The sequence below is a fragment of the Nitrosopumilaceae archaeon genome (assembly GCA_035631875.1).
Classification (GTDB): domain Archaea; phylum Thermoproteota; class Nitrososphaeria; order Nitrososphaerales; family Nitrosopumilaceae; genus TA-20.
In genome coordinates this window covers 1-17,707 of record DASQHX010000009.1, presented here as the reverse complement: position 1 = coordinate 17,707, position 17,707 = coordinate 1, and the positions used below count along the sequence as shown (strand labels likewise).

At 34.8% G+C, this 17,707-nt stretch carries 22 protein-coding genes and 2 tRNA genes; 17 read left to right on the top strand and 7 right to left on the bottom strand.

Annotated elements, in window-relative coordinates:
• Window positions 1-327: 327 nt before the first annotated feature.
• The 3 genes from VEU72_02115 to VEU72_02105 are packed head-to-tail and all read left to right on the top strand — an operon-like array spanning window position 328 to window position 2,969.
• On the top strand, window positions 328-897 hold the full coding sequence (locus VEU72_02115) for a hypothetical protein (GenBank protein ID HYL65929.1): 570 nt from the start codon (window positions 328-330) through the stop codon (window positions 895-897).
• A complete protein-coding gene (locus VEU72_02110; GenBank protein ID HYL65928.1) occupies window positions 897-2,504 on the top strand; it encodes a hypothetical protein in 1,608 nt (535 codons plus the stop codon). Before VEU72_02115 ends, VEU72_02110 begins: the two co-directional genes overlap by 1 nt.
• A 42-nt stretch (window positions 2,505-2,546) precedes the next feature.
• Window positions 2,547-2,969 carry a hypothetical protein gene (locus VEU72_02105; GenBank protein ID HYL65927.1) on the top strand — a complete coding sequence of 141 codons (423 nt, stop codon included), beginning with the start codon at window positions 2,547-2,549 and terminating at the stop codon, window positions 2,967-2,969.
• Between the two features lie 5 nt (window positions 2,970-2,974).
• Here the strand turns inward: VEU72_02105 and VEU72_02100 are convergent.
• A tRNA-Gly gene (locus VEU72_02100) sits at window positions 2,975-3,048 on the bottom strand.
• An 82-nt stretch (window positions 3,049-3,130) separates the two neighbouring features.
• Between VEU72_02100 and VEU72_02095 the strand changes: the two genes are divergently transcribed.
• Window positions 3,131-3,406 carry a hypothetical protein gene (locus VEU72_02095; GenBank protein HYL65926.1) on the top strand — a complete coding sequence of 92 codons (276 nt, stop codon included), beginning with the start codon at window positions 3,131-3,133 and terminating at the stop codon, window positions 3,404-3,406.
• Here the strand turns inward: VEU72_02095 and VEU72_02090 are convergent.
• Both VEU72_02090 and VEU72_02085 read right to left on the bottom strand, forming a co-directional pair.
• On the bottom strand, window positions 3,398-3,913 hold the full coding sequence (locus VEU72_02090; GenBank protein HYL65925.1) for a 50S ribosomal protein L16: 516 nt from the start codon (window positions 3,911-3,913) through the stop codon (window positions 3,398-3,400). The genes VEU72_02095 and VEU72_02090 overlap by 9 nt on opposite strands.
• A gap of 89 nt (window positions 3,914-4,002) precedes the next feature.
• Window positions 4,003-4,896 (bottom strand): S16 family serine protease, encoded by an 894-nt coding sequence (locus VEU72_02085; GenBank protein ID HYL65924.1) that lies wholly within the window; start codon window positions 4,894-4,896, stop codon window positions 4,003-4,005.
• 144 nt (window positions 4,897-5,040) lie between these two features.
• Here VEU72_02085 and endA point away from each other — a divergent pair, with 144 nt between their 5' ends.
• From endA to VEU72_02060, 5 genes are all read left to right on the top strand, one after another.
• Entirely contained in the window at window positions 5,041-5,610 is a 570-nt protein-coding gene (endA, locus tag VEU72_02080; GenBank protein HYL65923.1) for a tRNA-intron lyase, read from the top strand.
• A gap of 35 nt (window positions 5,611-5,645) precedes the next feature.
• Window positions 5,646-5,807, top strand: coding sequence for a hypothetical protein (locus VEU72_02075; GenBank protein ID HYL65922.1), 162 nt, complete (start codon window positions 5,646-5,648; stop codon window positions 5,805-5,807).
• A gap of 69 nt (window positions 5,808-5,876) precedes the next feature.
• On the top strand, window positions 5,877-6,296 hold the full coding sequence (locus tag VEU72_02070) for a hypothetical protein (GenBank protein HYL65921.1): 420 nt from the start codon (window positions 5,877-5,879) through the stop codon (window positions 6,294-6,296).
• A gap of 125 nt (window positions 6,297-6,421) precedes the next feature.
• On the top strand, window positions 6,422-7,060 hold the full coding sequence (locus VEU72_02065; GenBank protein HYL65920.1) for a hypothetical protein: 639 nt from the start codon (window positions 6,422-6,424) through the stop codon (window positions 7,058-7,060).
• Window positions 7,061-7,314: 254 nt separating this feature from the next.
• The gene (locus tag VEU72_02060) at window positions 7,315-7,479 is read left to right on the top strand and encodes a CxxC-x17-CxxC domain-containing protein (protein ID HYL65919.1); all 165 of its coding nucleotides are present in this window, start codon (window positions 7,315-7,317) and stop codon (window positions 7,477-7,479) included.
• An 81-nt stretch (window positions 7,480-7,560) separates the two neighbouring features.
• Here the strand turns inward: VEU72_02060 and VEU72_02055 are convergent.
• Window positions 7,561-7,636 (bottom strand) — tRNA-Glu (locus VEU72_02055).
• Between the two features lie 111 nt (window positions 7,637-7,747).
• Here VEU72_02055 and VEU72_02050 point away from each other — a divergent pair.
• A complete protein-coding gene (locus VEU72_02050) occupies window positions 7,748-8,629 on the top strand; it encodes a hypothetical protein (protein HYL65918.1) in 882 nt (293 codons plus the stop codon).
• A 258-nt stretch (window positions 8,630-8,887) separates the two neighbouring features.
• Here VEU72_02050 and VEU72_02045 read toward each other — a convergent pair whose 3' ends face one another.
• Window positions 8,888-9,034 carry a hypothetical protein gene (locus VEU72_02045; protein HYL65917.1) on the bottom strand — a complete coding sequence of 49 codons (147 nt, stop codon included), beginning with the start codon at window positions 9,032-9,034 and terminating at the stop codon, window positions 8,888-8,890.
• A 98-nt stretch (window positions 9,035-9,132) separates the two neighbouring features.
• Here VEU72_02045 and VEU72_02040 point away from each other — a divergent pair, with 98 nt between their 5' ends.
• Together VEU72_02040 and VEU72_02035 are read left to right on the top strand one after the other, a co-directional pair.
• The gene (locus VEU72_02040) at window positions 9,133-10,368 is read left to right on the top strand and encodes a hypothetical protein (protein HYL65916.1); all 1,236 of its coding nucleotides are present in this window, start codon (window positions 9,133-9,135) and stop codon (window positions 10,366-10,368) included.
• 25 nt (window positions 10,369-10,393) lie between these two features.
• Complete coding sequence (locus tag VEU72_02035) at window positions 10,394-11,068, top strand: hypothetical protein (GenBank protein HYL65915.1); 675 nt, start codon at window positions 10,394-10,396, stop codon at window positions 11,066-11,068.
• Here VEU72_02035 and VEU72_02030 read toward each other — a convergent pair.
• Complete coding sequence (locus VEU72_02030; GenBank protein ID HYL65914.1) at window positions 11,020-11,526, bottom strand: hypothetical protein; 507 nt, start codon at window positions 11,524-11,526, stop codon at window positions 11,020-11,022. The two genes, VEU72_02035 and VEU72_02030, sit on opposite strands and share 49 nt — an antisense overlap.
• Before the next feature lie 65 nt (window positions 11,527-11,591).
• Between VEU72_02030 and VEU72_02025 the strand changes: the two genes are divergently transcribed.
• Complete coding sequence (locus VEU72_02025) at window positions 11,592-12,236, top strand: hypothetical protein (protein ID HYL65913.1); 645 nt, start codon at window positions 11,592-11,594, stop codon at window positions 12,234-12,236.
• Here VEU72_02025 and VEU72_02020 read toward each other — a convergent pair.
• Window positions 12,214-12,537 carry a nitroreductase/quinone reductase family protein gene (locus VEU72_02020; GenBank protein ID HYL65912.1) on the bottom strand — a complete coding sequence of 108 codons (324 nt, stop codon included), beginning with the start codon at window positions 12,535-12,537 and terminating at the stop codon, window positions 12,214-12,216. The two genes, VEU72_02025 and VEU72_02020, sit on opposite strands and share 23 nt — an antisense overlap.
• A gap of 87 nt (window positions 12,538-12,624) precedes the next feature.
• Here VEU72_02020 and VEU72_02015 point away from each other — a divergent pair, with 87 nt between their 5' ends.
• The 4 genes from VEU72_02015 to VEU72_02000 all read left to right on the top strand — a co-directional run.
• Window positions 12,625-13,074, top strand: a complete 450-nt coding sequence (locus tag VEU72_02015; protein ID HYL65911.1) for a PRC-barrel domain-containing protein — start codon at window positions 12,625-12,627, stop codon at window positions 13,072-13,074.
• Window positions 13,075-13,259: 185 nt separating this feature from the next.
• Window positions 13,260-14,306 (top strand): ATP-binding cassette domain-containing protein, encoded by a 1,047-nt coding sequence (locus VEU72_02010; protein ID HYL65910.1) that lies wholly within the window; start codon window positions 13,260-13,262, stop codon window positions 14,304-14,306.
• Window positions 14,303-15,073 (top strand): ABC transporter permease, encoded by a 771-nt coding sequence (locus VEU72_02005; GenBank protein ID HYL65909.1) that lies wholly within the window; start codon window positions 14,303-14,305, stop codon window positions 15,071-15,073. The genes VEU72_02010 and VEU72_02005 overlap by 4 nt, the downstream gene beginning before the upstream one ends.
• Before the next feature lie 114 nt (window positions 15,074-15,187).
• The coding region (locus tag VEU72_02000) for an HYR domain-containing protein (GenBank protein HYL65908.1) at window positions 15,188-17,707 on the top strand (2,520 nt) is incomplete at its 3' end.

The following is a 17,707-nucleotide window of genomic DNA, read 5'->3' as shown; positions in this document are numbered from 1 at the left end:
TCAAAATTAGGCTAAACTATATTCGAAATATTGGCCCTAGTTATAATTTTTAGATAAAATAAGTGATCTTTGTTATTTACAGCAGTCAGATACCCCAGGTATAATTCTTCATGTGTCTCAGACTACCCAATCATCATTCTGCTTTGTTTAATTATCAAAATTCCTTTATAATATACATGATGCCAAATATTGTCACTTTCACATTCATCATTGTTTAGAAACTATCCGCTGTTCATTTATGCTATGTGTCAATAGGTAAGAATTTTTCACTAAATTGTTGGGCGAGACTACGTTGGGTATTAAATAAAATTTCAAGAAATTAATGGCATGAGTGAGAACATTTTTGAGAGTATAGCCTCTGCAGGTTTAAATGGAATAAAAAAGGCAGAATTGAAAAAAACTTTTGGAAAGAACTGTGATAATATTTTACAAAAATTAATAGATACAGAACAAATTTTTATTGAGAAAAAAGGCGTAGCATATTTTGTATGGACGCGAGATAACTATGTCTCATATTTATCTCAAAATGATCCCAAATGCAAAATTGTTCTAAGTATGGATATGGGAAAAAGTCACTTTGACGCTAAAGTTAAAGAATATAATAACATAGGAGATACAGTAAATAAAACTTCACAACAAAATGTGGCAAATCAAGTAGGTGACTTTAAGGTTGAATTTGATAAACGTTTAACAGAGTCTTCTACTTCTATAGGATGGGCACCTTTTTCAGATATAAGGAAAAAGATATGTGAATCTAAAAAAATCTCATCAGAAAACTTCTACTCTATGGCAACTGAACTTGTGGAAAAGTATAGAGAAAAATATGAAGTATCATCAGGCGGTCAGGAAGGAATCATTATGCGAGGATTAGTTCATGGTTATGTGAGGAATGTCTGATGTATGCATATCAATTAGAAAATAATCCATATCCTAGTAGTCCAACTCCAACAGAAAAGGATGCAAGAATACTAGGAGGAAAAAGACACAAAGAAGCCAAGTCAGCTATTTTAGAATGTATAAAAGAATTATACAACAAAGTTGAGGGACGAGATTCAAACGATGGTGACTTTAGAGTAATTACATTGATCCAAGATGTTGGATCTGGCAAGACACATTTGGCTTTACATATAAAAAACTTTCAAAGCAGACATAATACAATCTGCACGTTTCTTGATCTATCCACAATATCTCCAAAGACCATATCAAGTCTTTACAATGCAATTATCAAAGGATTTGAAAATGAATTTTTTATACATCTTAGAACAAAACTTGTAGAGTATATACAGGATAGAGCAGAGCAAGGAGATAACTCTGCTAAAAAAGCACTTGATTATTCTTTTATGAATAAACTTTCTGGATTGACAATAAAACAAAAAGCAGAAGAGATAATTTCAGGTAAGTCATCTGTTTCTGTAGAAAATATAAAAAAGTTTCTTGTACAATGGTTTAATTATTATGAATCAAATTTAATACGAAATATAATCACAAATTCGTTTGATACTGTTACAAATCTTGAAGAACTACTTGGTATGATGGCAGCTATTTCAAAACTAACTCATAGATTCTTGAGTAAAATTGTTCTTTATGAAATTGATGAGTTTGATGGAAATCAAGATTCTATAGAATTTATTAAGGGAATAATAAATGCGCATCTTCCAGCATCTGTTGTATTGCTTATCTCAACACCTTCGGGTTATGCTGAGATTCAAGGCAAAAGCCCTTCTGTTTTTGACAGATTAGAAAAGGCAAACTACAAGATAGACCTTGTAGGATCAAATTCTCAAGAAGAACTTTTGGAAATTGTCTTAGAATACATTAAACACAATGACAAAAAGGGTAAATTCACACAAAAGACACAAGATGAATTAGATGAGAAAATTAGAGTACTATATGATGAATTCCCAGAGTTTCGTAGTGTGCGCTCAATCATAAACATATTGTACCATGCCATGGAAAAATCATCAGAACTTGATTTAGAAAAAATAGATGAAACTGCTATAGATGAAACAATCAAGCATACATATCCCGGCCTAAAAGTTCGTGGAAGTATAATGGCAGTACCAATATCTGATTTTATATCTATAAGAAAAACATGTGAGGGTGAATCAACTGGAACCCAGTTAAAAAAGGCAGTCGCAAATCTTGTTAATTTTGCACACGAAATGGGAAATATAGGGAAATTGGAAAAGCAAAACCAGCCGCTTGACGTAGTTTATCAAGATCCATATGGCTCAAAAATTGGAATAGCCGTTGTGATAAATGAAAATCATGCCAAAAACTTTGAAGAGATCTCAAACATTTCAAAATCTTCAGCACTTGTGGATAAGCTTGTAATACTTACAAACTCTAATCTCCCAAGCTCAGAATCTACAATTATAGTTAATGTTGACAAATCTAAGATGGTAGACCTTCTTTATTTTAACAATAGATATGCCGATCATAAGATTGGTTCCTCTGACAATGAAAAAATACGAATGCTTGCAAGAACAGTAAATATCATTTAATCCAATGTAATCTTTTTTTTATAGGAAGATGCAACGAAAATAATGTCAAATGATGAATTTGAACGCCTATTAGCAAAAACGCACAGGGACATAACCCTGTTTGATTACAATGAAATCAAGGTACCATGTATTATTCTTGAAGAAAAAAGATTTGATAATATCATGAAAATAATTGCTGGCAAACCAGTTTCTGTGGAAACAAATTTGAATATACTTCAAGATGACTTGGGTCATGTATTTGTAGATGTGTCTTTGAATTTTTCACAAGGAGATATAGTTGAAAAACTATTGTTATATGCTAACGATTGCTTTGAATTCTTTGAATCGCTCGCAGAATCATCTCTACTTGCTCTCTCTTCACCACGTTCTGAATATGGAAAATCAAATGTCTTTATGATCCAACTTCCAAATCCAGATAGAGCAATAAACGCGCTAGAAATTATCAAAAAAGGTTTAAAGAAATAATTGAATGCGGTTGCCGGGATTTGAACCCGGGTCGCGGAATTGGCAATCCCGCATATTAACCAAGCTGTACTACAACCGCTCAATCGATTTAGAAAATTCTAGTCTATTAAAGCGTACTGTTTGGTAACACTATTTTTTAACTTCATATTTCTAGATAAAATGTGGATCATAAGGTAGAAGAAAAAATAAATCAAAAGATCAAAGAGGTTGCAGAAAAATCTGACGAAATTTCACAAATAATTAATTCATTAAAAGAATTAGAAACACACTCTGATTCCTTTGGTTACGGAATTGCAATAGGACGATTATACAATTCGTTTTATTATCAATGTAGAAGAATTCTGAAAAGAAATCCTACCCATGAAGAATTTTCTGAATTCGTAGATATTCTTGATAAAAGACAAAAAGATATTCTTAACGCACTAAAACTAAGCTGATGCAGGTTTGATTGGTATTATCTTTATTACCTTTATTGTTGGTGTTATAGGTAATTTTACACATGCTCCATGCAGTGCTTTTTTTGCAAATTCTAGATGTTCTTTTTTCACAAATGCTTCCATGATGACTTGACCTTTATCAACTCGTGCAGCTAAACTAACTGCTTTACCGAAGGCACCTCTCATACCTTCCTGCAATCTATCTGCGCCTGCTGTTGCAATCATCTTATTTTCTCTTAACAATATATGTGGGTAAACCCGTAATTGTGAGAAATAACCAGTTTCACCTGCTACCTGTTCGATTTTTTTGTTTGCTGATAATCTTGCAGATTCTATTGCCATATGTCTTATTTGCATTTTCTCATTTGAACAAAGTTGTACGCAATAATCATAATCGTCTCTTTTTCCGCCAGAGAATTTTGCTATTTTTATCTGAGGTTTACCCTTGATGTACTCTTTTCTTGTATATGGTTGACCGTTACCGGTTCTATAATTTGCGCCGTGCATAACTACACTTTTGATTGATTATTGGAAGCCCATATTTTAACCGTGAGATTGCATTTGAGTCAAAAATTACAAAACAACAAAATCTAAGATTAGGTTCTAGAATTGAAATATGAAAGTGCCTGTCCTATGTTATTGACCTCAATAACTTTCATTCCGTATTGCTTTTCAGTTATTGGGGAAAGTGGTTTTTCTTGTGCAGTACATGATCTATAAGTGAATAATCCTTCTGTTTTTTCATCACATGATTGAATCTCTACTGTTGCCTGCCCCTGTGGAACAAGAAATATTTTAGCTCCGTATTTGCCTGCTGCATCAGCCTTTTCTGTGACTCCACCGATTTCTCCAATTGTACCGTCCTCCTGTATTGTTCCAGTCATTAACACTTTATCATTTAGCGCCTTTCCTAATATCTCCGATGAAAGTAGTACAGTCATTGCACCACCTGCACTTCCTCCATCAACTGCTTGTAATTCTTGATTGTTTTCAGAAGATATGGAAAAAATCACATCTTTCTTTGACAGATCTACATTGGTGATTTTTTGGGCTACCATAACTGATGTTTTAGCCGATGTTTGAAAATCTACTCCTGTGGGAATGGCTGTGTTAACCAATACCAAACCAGAACCATCACGAATATCTACAGTGATTTTCATTACAGTACCCTGATAGGTAGTAGTTTCAAAAACACCGTTGTTTTCTAACACTGGTCTTACTGCAACAGCTTCTATGGATTCACTAGAAGTGTAATTACTGACATGTGATACTGTTTCAGTTATGGTTTGGTTATTAAGTAAAGGAGCTATTGATGTTTGTTTTGGAGTAAGAGTAATGTTTGAAAGTTTTTCCAAATTTTCATTATTTTGATTTTTGTAATAATCTACCGTATGTTCTAATAGTTGTGTCTTTTGATATAGAAGATAATTACTAAAAATTGAAATTGAGATTATTCCTATTAACGCATAAATTATTTTATGGTTTGACATGATATTATCAATTAAATCAAAAGTAGTTAATAGTTTTTCGTAATCTGATAATTATTTAATTTTCTAGATTGTTTTGATTTGTACTTATTTTAAAAAACTAATGTACGTAATGTTATATTGCCAATGTTTTCTATCATAAAATAGATGTCTGATATCGAGTCCAAAGTTGCAGGAATATTGATCAAGGATCATACTATGGTTATTGATAAAAACATGCAACACAGTTTAGAACAGAAAGGCTTTGGAGAAATAATAAAAAAAAAGTTTTTTCTCAAACCGTTTGAATCTCTTTATCTCTTGTATACTGGTAATCTCAAACTACTAAAAGGAAAACTCCAAGTTAACTTTGACTCTATGATGCAAGAATGTGTAAAATATGATGTTGACGCACTTACAAAATTTCTGATCTATCGTGATTTGAGATCTAAAGGTTATATAGCAAAAGATGGGTTTGGGTTTGGTTCTGATTTTAGGGTATATGAGAGAGGTCAATTTGGTGAAAAGGCAGCAAAATATGTGGTATTTGGACTAAACGAAGGAAGACGACAAAAAATGGGTTTGTTACAAAAACAAATAGAGCAAATAACTACAATGGGTAAAGAGCCAGTCCTTGCTGTGATTGAGAGGCGGGGAGAAGTAATTTACTACAAGATCTCAAAAATACAATTTCATGAAAATAAAGATCAGCCAGGCATTTCACCCATAGAATTTTAACTTATCTTAAAATATTGTGGAATCTTAGTGTCCTAATGGAGTTTAAGGAAATATACTGTTTTAATTGCAAGAAAACTTTGGGAAGATATAATGAAAAATATTTCTCAGACGTGAAGATGGGTGAAATGATAAAAGTAAATCATTCTTCTCATGTACATGAAGGACATGAGATTGTCATAAGAAAAATAACTGTCTGAATTGATTTTTTATCCACACGAATGAATGTATAGTAAATATTTTATAGTAAACGTAATACGGTAGCGTTAATGAAGCCGATTTATCTGGCCATAGTGTTATTTCCATTAATAATATATATTACACCAAATGCTCTTGGCGCATTTGGTGACATTACATTAACAACTCCTAAAATGGTTAATACTACTGGACATGAATTGACTAGCTTTCAAGTTGGCCAACAAATTGGAGTAGAATCTACACTCACGAATCATGCCTCCTCCGAACAAAAATTCACATATCTCGTACAAGTAATCGACAAATATGGTGCGGCCGAATATCTAGAAGGATTTTCTGCATCCATGATGTCTAATCAATCATTTACTACATCACAGACATGGATTCCAAAAGAACCGGGACAATATACTATACAAGTGTTTGTATGGGATAGTTTGAAATCCGGCATTCCCCTCACAAATATACTGCAAACCCAAATTACTGTAAATCCGTAGTTCTTCTGGAATTAATAGACAAAAAATTCATTTTGCTTTACAATTATTGAATTTAAATTTTTAGTATGATTTACTAGTATCAATTCTCAGCATTGCTTAATTATAATGACAAATTTTGGTTGCTAATGCCAGATGAATCATGTAGAACCTGTGGTGGAACACTTGTAAATTGTTCATTATGTCCAAGTTGTAGAAAGATGACTCAACGAATTTGTAATATTTGTGGTTTTAAAACAGAGGAGCAAACTCATTCTAACTGCCTATATGTAGAATCATTGCAGACAAAAAATGGAATGAAGATTAATGTTATTACTCCTATATATGGTAAGAAAAAAGAAATTAATCGAAAATCAGAAAAAGTACATTCTTTGCGAAATGTACTTTTAGTATTTGGAATTATTGGCTTTTTTGTCTTAGGGTTTGTAACAGCTAATTATTTTGATTTGTTTCAAAGTCAGACAAGTGAAGCTCAAACAATTAAAACTATTATCCCACAACCATTGCCGCAAAATCATGATAATTTACTGCGTAGTTCTTTTGACAATTGTCTTGCATATGGAAGTGGTCAATCCATGACAGTTACATGCCCAACCGAGTATGGGTATGTATACAATGCCATACTAAATATACCACAAAAACTTGCATCTGAATTTTCAGGTGCAGTTTTCTCCATAAGGGGGCTCTCAGTTGTGGAATATTCTGATGGTTCGGTTGTTTTACAATATCATAAAAATTTGTATGCTACAAATTTCTTTGCAAATTAATCAAGCAGACATAATTCGCAATCACATGTTGTGCTAGAATCACTCTTAGCAATACATTTAACATGTTGACCTGCTTGGCACTGAACGCATATAGCATTGGAATTTTCTAAGGTAGAATATTTTTTCGCACCATCAAAACCAAAACCACCATCTTGGGGGCCAACCATCGAAATAAGATGAATTTGCCAGTATTTTAGACTGTATTTGCTACATAAAATGTCATTTGGCCTTTCAGGTGATAACTATTAGTTATTATGTGGATAAAAATCCCAAAAGTCATGGACGCAGACAGAAAAATGTATCCTGCCACTTGTGCGGATTGCAAAAAAGAAACCCAAGTCCCATTCCAACCAAAAGAAGGAAGACCGGTATATTGTCGCGAATGTTTACCAAAACACCGTGGCGAACGTAGATTTTAAGCTGAAATATGCTTATTTTACTTTTTTTAACTTAGAATTATTTTCAAATAAAAAATTTTAAACTGTTTTAAAATAACGAAATGCTCCCGCCGGGATTTGAACCCGGGATCACCGCCTTGAGAGGGCGGTATGCTTAGCCGGACTACACCACAGGAGCTTGCTAAAAACCATAAAGAATAGCAATTTAAAGGAATGTTTTGTCATTGAATAAATTTGTAAACTTTAACAGCTTAGATCCTTTATAGCAAAAAATTAAAATGAAATTTACATGGATTTGAAAACTCTGCCAGAAAAACTTTCACTTTCCAATCTTCCAGTAGGATTGGGTGGATGTAGAAATAATGGTAATAATTTTCAGTGTTGTGAGTATAATATCACGGTGTTTGATGACAAACAAGAAGAATCGTCTATACATGAAATAGATGGAAATATGATAAAATTACATCACGGATCACTCTCTGAAAATAATGTTGGTGTTTTGAAACAGCTAGAAGACATGAAGGTTTTGATAGATGAACAATGGAATCTTCGAATGTTCCTAACAAAGATAAAAACAAAGAGTAAACAAATTTCAAATTCATATATACAAAACTGTCTTGTAGATGCAGGTGTCTATGCAGCAAAAGCAAAAGAACTTGTTAAATCATCAGATGCTTTGGCAGATGTTTGGATAAAATGCGCATCTTATTTTCTTGCAGATGCTATATTCTTGATAAATTCAAAGCGACCTAGTCCAACCCACATGTTGGAAATAATTCGTGGATTTGATAAAAATAAGATTAACCAGAATTTTCTAGTTGTTCATCAATGTCTTGGAATTGAAAGAGCATCAACATCACTTCTTTCAAGGATGGTAAAATCTACCATTGGTTTTTCTGATATGGTAGAGAAAAATAATCATTCAAAAATAATTCAACAGAAATATGACTATCTAGTGCAAAACTCACTTCTTTCAGATTGTTACTTTTACCTTGGTTACATAAATCGAAATAATGTGATCAAAATAAAGAATACATTGCACCATAACTTAGAATATGCACATTTGCTCAAAGTTGCTCTTGATACAGAAAGTGATCCATTGGTAGTTGAGCGCCAAGCGACAATTCTCTTAAAAACAACAAACGATCTTCTAACTATAATAAAAAATTGAAGTCCATAACACCGTTTTTTAATTCGTTGATTTTTTGACAACCTTTAAAACCCTGTAGGAGAAATCCCAGTTATGACAGATGCAGCATGCGGATGCGAATCTTCCGCAGATAATAAAGTAGAATGCGATTGCCAAATGCAAGGAGAATGCTACTGTGATGCTAATTGTACTTGCAAACAATCAACCTGTAAGACTCAGGTAGCCACATTCAAATAGATTTAGGAAACTCCTTTTTCTTTTATTTTTAAGATAATTGTATTATTTTTCTTCTTCACCCTGAATGCCCCATGTTTTTACCAATTCTTTTTGGAATTTGTCTACCTGTTTTTCATTTAGGGCAATTCCACAATTTTTGTGTGTTGGTACAACAACCATTCCATCTAACTTGAACTCAACTTCATACATGTGTACCTTCTCACATTCGCACATAGACAAAATAATATTGTGCCATTATATTTGCCTATTTGAAAGATTTAACTATAGGATTTTTTCTTATACAGCCAATGCAAAAGTATTTTCTTTTAGCATTTTCTGCCGGTTTATTTTTAATCCCCATTGGACTACATTCTGCATTTGCTGAGACTTGGTATCCAGGTGAGGGACTCAAAGTAGGCGATTATTACAGATATAGTACATGCTTTACTGACTGGCATAACTGCACTCCAATAGAGATTGACTTTTGGATTCAGAATAAAACTAGCGATGGCAGTGGTTATAATGTGCAGTTTCTTGCTATTGATGGAAGCAATATACAAAAAGGTCATACTGTATTTGGAATGGTAACACCAGATCCTACATACTCTGATCCAAATATAGCTGATTATACCAATGTTTACAGAAATACAATCATCTGGTTAGATGCATTTGCAACATCTGATTCTCCAAAGGACTTTAGTTATCCGGCATGGGGTAGAACAGGATCAGTTGGAGGTCAATCAGTGGGACCAATTGATCAAGAACAAGTAACTGTTCAGGGAGGTACATACAAAGCATGGGTTATTGGTTGGCACAAAGGTGTAGATAACAAACTGTGGGTAGTACCAGGTATGCCATTTCCGGTAAAAGCTATAGTCTATACAGATGTTACACAAGGATCGCCTCCACCACAATTTAATTTTGAAATATTGGAAACTGGAAACAGTCAAACCCCGCCCTCATTTCTAAATAATGTTTCTACTGCCAAACCTGGAGAGGGAATTTGTCCAACGGATGATACCTCAGCAGTTCACCAATCCATAAACACTGATACCAGTTCTATGATTATTGAATATAGGTATACTCCAGCAGTTCCTCATCAAGGATGTCCAGTTCAGTGGTCATTGTACTTTGAACAAAACTATGATCCAAACCAGAAAATTCAAAATATTCAATATGATATCTATACCGTAGATGATCAAGGAAAAAAAATTGGTTCTGTTGCAGAAGACCTTGGTAAGAGTTCTTTGTTTGCACCAGTAGGAACTGATTTTAGAACGATTGTAATCAATCAGCCTCCTCCGACTACACATTATATCATAAATGTTGCTGGTACTGGACAGGAAAACACAGTTCCTGATAATACATTATCTGGATTAATCAAGGTTGATGTTACAACAGCGGCACCACTTGGACCATTACCAATTAACAATTCAGCAGTTCCAGAATTTCCAGTCAGCGCTGTAATGGTTATGGCTATAGTTGTATCTATGGTTATCCTGTTTACAAGATTTAAGACTAACTTTTCTGATCTTAAATTCTAAAATGCGTTATACTGGCTGATAATAAATGGTAATCAAGCTACTGCTTGGGATATGTGTTATAGTTGCAAGTGTGATAGGAATACTCTGGTTTACATACTTTGCAGGACCGCAAAATGGAGAGGTTGTTCCACGTGAAGCTAGTCAGTGGCATATAGGAAAAGGAGCTCAATACAATCCTATAATGCAATATGATATTTCAACAAATGCAACAAAGTTTTCTGCAAAGATAACATTTTTACCTTCCATAAATTCTGAAAATCAAAAGATTCTCTTTGAGATAAATCCAAACACAAACGAAGAGATAAACCAAACAGTTCCAGTAAACATAGTTTATGATTTTAATGATGTACCAGATAATGCAAAACCATTTTTTACCATCTTGGATTCAACAGTTTTTTCAGTAAGAGATCTTGCTATTGAAAACAAGTACCTAGTAAAAGATGCAGTATGGGGCGATATGTACATCCATGATGTGCAAGAAGAAATCAAGGTGACAGATCATAGCAAAGTCTCACTCAAGTTTGGCTCTTTAGACTCCTACATTATTTCATATCAAGAAGGTGAAAAGGAAAACAAACTCTGGATAGTAGACAATTTGCCTCTTCCAGTAAAAGCCGAAATATATGATCTTTCTGGAAATCTTCAATATTCTTATGAACTTACTTCGCTTTCTGCGCCTCTGACACCTGGTCTAAATTGATAACAGTTTACCAAAAGCCAATCACAAAATTCTATGACCTTTCTATCAAACTTGCCCCATACATGTAGCGATGCTGGTAATACATCTAATCTTACAGAATCTAAAACAACTCTCACACCTTCTTTTCCTTCATACATATATGCATCTTGAATTTGTACATTACCGAAAATTTCTGATGCTTTTGATTTTATTAATTCCCTTTGAATCGGAAATGTCTTTCTAAATCTATCAATTATCATGCCTATGTTCTCTGTTCCATATGATTCAAAATCTTCTATCTTTCCACGCTCTGGGAAATTTATAGAAAGTAATAGATTGTATTTTTTTCCCACTTTTGTTGAGATTTCATTTATTGTGGTAAAAGCAAGTGCTGGGGATTTTTTTAAAAGTAATCTTATTTGCGGCATATTTGAGCGCAATTCATTTTGAAGATCTTGCGTAATATCTGAAAAACTCACGATTTAAAATTTAATTTTTGCCATATATTTATTGGGTTTATTTACAAGGCATTTTAATAAAAAATATGCTTCCATTAGATAAAGAAGGTTTTCCTTATGATGAAGGTTCAGAAAGAGCATCTAGTGTAGAAGACTACAAAGTAACATGCATTCAATTTATCAAAGATATCAGTAATGATTACCTTGCCTGGGTGGATTACTATAAACTTCCACCTGAAGAGGATAAAAAAAGACGTGATAGAATATTTGCTACTGTAGAACGGACAAACGAATGGATTGCTAAAGTAGCTACCACAATCAAAGGAGTAGATGTAGTGATGAATGATGGAATACAAAAAATGGCAGAAAGCACGGCAGGTAATCCTTTTCAAATTGGCGTCTTTGTAAATAATTCGTCTGGTTATACGTTAGCAAAATCGGGAATGATAAACATTAATGTTAAAGCAGTAGGTCGAGAAGGGTACAAAGTTAAACTTGGTTGGCACCAAAAGGACAGGCGCTTCTTGATTAACTCGACCGCTAATGTTTCAGTAGATGAATCCGCTATTACAGAAGGACAAGAATTTGATTTACTTGATCTGCATCTGAAGATAAACGCTCAAGAATGCAAACCACGTGACATAATCTCATTTACAGTCATTATATCTGAAATGAGTGAAGGTCAAGAGCATGAACGACGTGGTGTAACTACAATTGTTCATGTAACGTAACCTCTAAAACAACTCTTGATTCCTCTGCTTTTTTATCTGAATATTTTAATTGTGAGATTTTTTTTGCCAAGTTTTCATCAGTTATTAATGATGCAATTCCAGAAAATATGACACCATTATATTGTATTTTTACTTGAGGATTGGCAAGTGAGTTTTTTAACCAATCACTTTGAGAATTTCTCCTTGAAAAATAGAATTTGTTATCATAAAAGACAGTTTTTAGTTCCACAGCGTGTTCCTTACCTGTCTTTCTTCCTGTTGTGACTAATATTGCCTTGAATGTTACTTCTCGCGGCTTCATGGGATTTGTTTTGTTCTAAAGAATTTAACCACTTGGATTGAAAACTCTGATACTTGATTCAATAAATAAAAATAATTGATCTTAGGCATGACCACCGAATTACAAAATAGTGAAAACAAGCTAAACGCAGATGAATTTAGAGGAAGAAAAGTAATTGATAGAGAAGGAATTGGATATGGAAAGGTAAAGCACGTACAAATTGACTGCGATACATTACAGGTAACTGGAATTACAGTCCATGAGGGATTCCACAAGGATTATTTTTTACCACGTGGTCATATTGACAGATTTACAAACGAGTCAGTTTTACTTGGAACAGCACCGTTAAGGAAGGATACATCTGTAGTTGATATTGACGGTCACAAAATAGGTAAAATAAAAAAAATAAATAAAAACCAAGATACCAAAGAAATTGAATCAATCGAGGTCTCTGAAGGATTGACAAGAACAAGAGTTTTTTCAAAATCTGAAATATGGGGAATCGGAGAAAAAGTCATTCTTAAACTAGCAAAAGACGAATACAAGAAATCTCATTAATTATCATCTTGTTTAGCATTTGCAAATAGTGTGATACATAATTCAAGATATAATTATTATGCGAATACATAATTCTAAGATCTTAAAGTTTTACCACAACAGCGTGTTTTCAAGCGTAAAGGGATAACCATTTTTACTAATTGTTAATAAACCCTTTTGCAGGTTCAAAATAAAAATTTGGAAACATGCGATACCATTATTTTATCAATTCCAACCATAGAATTAGATTGTATGCAATAGAGATAGGTGATCTAACTAAGGTCTTTAACAAACGCACTAAAGCCGTAAACGGCATTAGCTTTGTGGTACAAGAAGGAGAAATCTTTGGTTTGCTTGGACCTAACGGAGCTGGTAAGACAACCACGATTAGAATGGTTACCAATCTCACTACGCCAACTTCTGGATCCATTATGGTATTTGGATCAAATGCCTCAAACTCATCAGAAAAAGTTAGGCAGATGATAGGTTACATTCCACAATCAATCTCAGTTGATGCAGACCTGACAGCTTATGAGAATTTGCTCATCTTTGCCAAACTTTTCTATGTTCCAAAAAACGAGAGGGACAAGAGGATAAGATTTGCACTAAAATACATGGGACTAGAAGATAGAACAGATGATCTAGTAAAGAGATTTTCTGGAGGTATGATGAGAAGATTAGAGGTTGCACAAGCACTTGTAAATCAACCAAAGATGCTCATATTAGACGAACCAAGTATTGGACTTGATCCATCTTCAAAGATGCAGATGTGGAAATATCTAAGGCAATTAAATGAAGACTTTGGTACTACTATTCTTATCACGACACATGACATGTCAGAGGCTGACGAACTATGTGATAGAATTGCTGTAATGAGTTCTGGAAAAATTGCAGTCATAGGATCACCTATGGAGCTAAAGGAATCTGTTGGAAAAGAAACACTCACTATAACTCTACAATCAATGCCTTCATCTGAACAAATCTTACCTCCATTACCACCTGAACTTGGTATGATAGCTAGCAATGATAGCAAGATAGTAAAAATTTTGACAAGAAACGGGGAACATGCAATTCCAAGGATTCTAGAGTCTTTTAGAAATGCAGGATTACACGTTGATTCAGTTTCCCTCAATAAAATAACTCTAGATGATGTTTTTATAAAATATGCAAAGACAAAATTCGAAGCAGAAAATACTGAATCAAACAGGGATGCTCGCTTGGTACGGCGGACCTATAGGAGACGTGCAGGATGACTCCAAAAAAGTTTGCAAGCAGTATTCTTACTGTTGCTGAGATAGAGGTACGTAAGATACGTCACGATTCATCTGAATTATGGACAAGAATTATCCAACCAGCATTGTGGTTATTAGTATTTGGTGAAGTCTTCAATGGGATAAGGGGATTTGCACCAACTGGAATACCGTATCTTGAATTCATAACACCTGGAATACTTGCCCAATCTGTTCAATTTATTGCAATATTTTATGGCATCACAATAGTTTGGGAAAAAGATGTCGGGCTCTTGACCAAGTTGCTTTCAACCCCATCTCCAAGATCGTCTATCATAATTGGTAAAGCACTTGCCGCAGGATTTCGTGGAATCTTTCAGGCCATAATGATATTTGGACTTGCACTCTTACTTGGTGTAAATCTGAGATTTGATCCTTTGGACATTGCAGGTACGTTCTTTGTCATTGTATTATTTGCTATGTGCTTTACAAGCCTCTCCATGGCACTAGCATCATTCTTGAAAACACGTGAAAGAATGATGGGTATAGGTCAAGCCATTACAATGCCATTGTTCTTTGCAAGTAGTGCCATCTATCCAATAGCTCTGATGCCAAAGTGGTTGCAAGTCATTTCCTTGGGAAACCCTCTAACCTATGTAGTTGATGCTCTGCGAGCAATGCTTCTGACAGGCAACTACTCTAATTTGGCAGTTGATTTATTTGCGCTAGTAATTTCTACTGCTGTGATGATTGTACTTGCATCACTTGGATTAAAGCGCCTAGTTGATTAGAAGACATTCACTTTGTAAGACAGATCAAGATATGCTTCACGAGAGAGTCTACAAGCACTTCTAATTGACCTTAATTGACAAAAACTGCAATAATTCCTAACTTTGGAGATCTTTTTGGTATTTTACAATTTATGCCAGTTGAAAACATTCCCCTTCTTACTAATAGGGATTATAGCTATAGTGCTTGCTAGTACATTCTTTATTCCGTCTTCTAGTGCAAGTACTGCACCTCAATATGCAACCCAATGGGGTTCATATGGACTTGGAAAGCTAGGACAGTTTGCTTTTCCACAGGGAATATCCATGGATTCGGCTGGTAATGTCTATGTTACAGACTTGGGTAACAGACGAGTTGAAAAGTTTGATTTTAATGGAAATTATTTAGATACATGGGGAACTAAAGGAAATGGAAATGGACAGTTTCAAGCTCCAACTGGAATTGCAGTCCATGGAACTTTTGTTTATGTTGTTGATAATGAACTAAATACAATTCAGAAATTTGATACGTCAGGTAAATTCATAACACAATGGGGAAGCAAAGGCAGTGACAATGGACAATTTTTATTGCCACAAGGAATTACAACAGACCCAAGTGGTGATGTTTATGTTGCTGATACTGGAAATAGCAGAATAGATAAATTTTCATCTGATGGTAAATTCATAACCTCTATTGGACAAAGTGGTCTTAGCGATGGTCAATTTCTTTCTCCACGTGGAATAACTGCGGATTCACAGGGTAGTATCTATGTGGCTGATTCTGGAAATAATAGAATTGAAAAATTCACACAAGATGGTGTTTTCTTGAAAACTTTTGCTGCATCATCTGGTTCAAACTTTAAAACACCACTTGGATTAAGTGTTGATTCATCTGGAAATATTTATGTCACAGATACTGGCGATAATCAAATCGTTGAAATTAATAAGGATGGAAATCTGCTCACATCATGGGGAAGTCAGGGAACTGGACCTGACTTTTTTGACAATCCACGAGATGTAACAGTTGATTCTAATGGAAATGTCTATGTGGTAGACAGTAGCAACAACAGAATCCAAAAGTTTGGTTCTTTATCTTCTCCAATGACACAAAACGAGACTCCAACTGTTAATCAAAATCAACAATCACAAAATTCTGTTAACCAAACACAGCAAAACATTCCAAAAATACTTAATTCTAATGATAAGACTCCTCCAACAATCACTGCACCGTCAGACATGGTAGTTCAGGCATCTGGCATGTTGACTCCTGTTTCAATTGGTCAGGCAACGGCGACAGATGATACCTCAGTCACAATTACAAATGATGCGCCAGCAAAGTTTCCGCTCGGCACAACCATGGTAACTTGGACTGCAACTGATTCGGGAGGAAATATCTCAAAGGCAGTACAAAAAATTACAGTAATTGATACAACTGCACCTACATTAACAGCACCTCCAAATGTGACTGTAGAAGCAAAAAGTCCAGATCATAATTCCATTGATCTTGGATTGCCATCAGCATATGATGCAGTTGGGGTCATGTCAGTTGGAAATGATGCGCCTACATACTTTCCACTAGGACAGACAATTGTAACCTGGACTGCCAAAGATGCTTCAGGAAATGCTGCCACAGCAAAACAAATTGTTATAGTTCAGGATACTACTCCGCCAACAATTCATGCCCCATCTGACATTACAATGGAAGCAACTAGTGCTACAAACAATGTGGTCGATTTAGGCAATGCTACTGTAACAGATAATGGCATAATACAATCTTTAACCAATAATGCACCAAAGACATTTCCGTTAGGTACAACTACAGTTACGTGGACTGCACAGGATGCTGCAGGTAATGGTGCTACTGCTACTCAGACAGTAAAAATAGTTGATACCACTCCTCCAAAATTAACACCTCCATCAAATGTTGTATTTGAAGCTACATCGATAACAGATAATCAAGCACCCTTGGGCAATGCTACTGTAACAGATAATGGCATAATACAATCTATCACTAACAACGCCCCAAAATCTTTCCCACTTGGCAAGACTTTGGTATTGTGGACTGCAAAGGATGCAGCTGGCAACATCTCTAACGCAACTCAGACAGTTGATGTAGTTGACACCACTGCACCAAAGATCACTCCACCAAAGGACATTACATTTGAAGCTACATCACTTAACAATAACACCATTCCATTAGGTACACCAACAGTAACTGATCTAGAACAAATTACTACAACAAACAATGCACCAAAAGTTTTTGGTATTGGTTTGACTACAGTTACATGGACTGCAGTGGACGCAGCAGGTAATTCTGCTAATGCCACTCAAACAGTAGATGTTAGAGATACAACTCCCCCAAAATTGATCATACCAAATGACATTACGGTTGAGGCTACCAGTGTAAATGATAATGTAGTATCTGTTGGAAAGGCAAATGCGACAGACGCTGTAGGTGTAGAGTCTGTAACTGATAACGCTCCATCAGTATTCCCAATAGGCAAAACTGCAATTACATGGACTGCAAAGGATGCAGCTGGCAACATCTCTAACGCAACTCAGACAGTTGATGTAGTTGACACCACTGCACCAAAGATCATTCCACCAAAGGACATCAAGGTAGAGGCAACTTCCCTTACTGATAATACCGTATCACTA

Excerpts from the sequence above, each read along its gene's own strand:
- VEU72_02020 (HYL65912.1), bottom strand. The coding sequence starts at position 12,537 with ATGAAGCCGCGAGAAGTAACATTCAAGGCAATATTAGTCACAACAGGA.
- VEU72_02035 (HYL65915.1), top strand. The coding sequence starts at position 10,394 with ATGGTAATCAAGCTACTGCTTGGGATATGTGTTATAGTTGCAAGTGTG.
- VEU72_02075 (HYL65922.1), top strand. The coding sequence starts at position 5,646 with ATGGAGTTTAAGGAAATATACTGTTTTAATTGCAAGAAAACTTTGGGA.
- endA (HYL65923.1), top strand. The coding sequence starts at position 5,041 with ATGTCTGATATCGAGTCCAAAGTTGCAGGAATATTGATCAAGGATCAT.
- VEU72_02060 (HYL65919.1), top strand. The coding sequence starts at position 7,315 with ATGTGGATAAAAATCCCAAAAGTCATGGACGCAGACAGAAAAATGTAT.
- VEU72_02005 (HYL65909.1), top strand. The coding sequence starts at position 14,303 with ATGACTCCAAAAAAGTTTGCAAGCAGTATTCTTACTGTTGCTGAGATA.
- VEU72_02025 (HYL65913.1), top strand. The coding sequence starts at position 11,592 with ATGCTTCCATTAGATAAAGAAGGTTTTCCTTATGATGAAGGTTCAGAA.
- VEU72_02015 (HYL65911.1), top strand. The coding sequence starts at position 12,625 with ATGACCACCGAATTACAAAATAGTGAAAACAAGCTAAACGCAGATGAA.
- VEU72_02010 (HYL65910.1), top strand. The coding sequence starts at position 13,260 with ATGCGATACCATTATTTTATCAATTCCAACCATAGAATTAGATTGTAT.
- VEU72_02040 (HYL65916.1), top strand. The coding sequence starts at position 9,133 with ATGCAAAAGTATTTTCTTTTAGCATTTTCTGCCGGTTTATTTTTAATC.
- VEU72_02090 (HYL65925.1), bottom strand. The coding sequence starts at position 3,913 with ATGCACGGCGCAAATTATAGAACCGGTAACGGTCAACCATATACAAGA.
- VEU72_02115 (HYL65929.1), top strand. The coding sequence starts at position 328 with ATGAGTGAGAACATTTTTGAGAGTATAGCCTCTGCAGGTTTAAATGGA.
- VEU72_02045 (HYL65917.1), bottom strand. The coding sequence starts at position 9,034 with ATGTATGAAGTTGAGTTCAAGTTAGATGGAATGGTTGTTGTACCAACA.
- VEU72_02110 (HYL65928.1), top strand. The coding sequence starts at position 897 with ATGTATGCATATCAATTAGAAAATAATCCATATCCTAGTAGTCCAACT.
- VEU72_02065 (HYL65920.1), top strand. The coding sequence starts at position 6,422 with ATGCCAGATGAATCATGTAGAACCTGTGGTGGAACACTTGTAAATTGT.
- VEU72_02070 (HYL65921.1), top strand. The coding sequence starts at position 5,877 with ATGAAGCCGATTTATCTGGCCATAGTGTTATTTCCATTAATAATATAT.
- VEU72_02050 (HYL65918.1), top strand. The coding sequence starts at position 7,748 with ATGGATTTGAAAACTCTGCCAGAAAAACTTTCACTTTCCAATCTTCCA.
- VEU72_02105 (HYL65927.1), top strand. The coding sequence starts at position 2,547 with ATGTCAAATGATGAATTTGAACGCCTATTAGCAAAAACGCACAGGGAC.
- VEU72_02085 (HYL65924.1), bottom strand. The coding sequence starts at position 4,896 with ATGTCAAACCATAAAATAATTTATGCGTTAATAGGAATAATCTCAATT.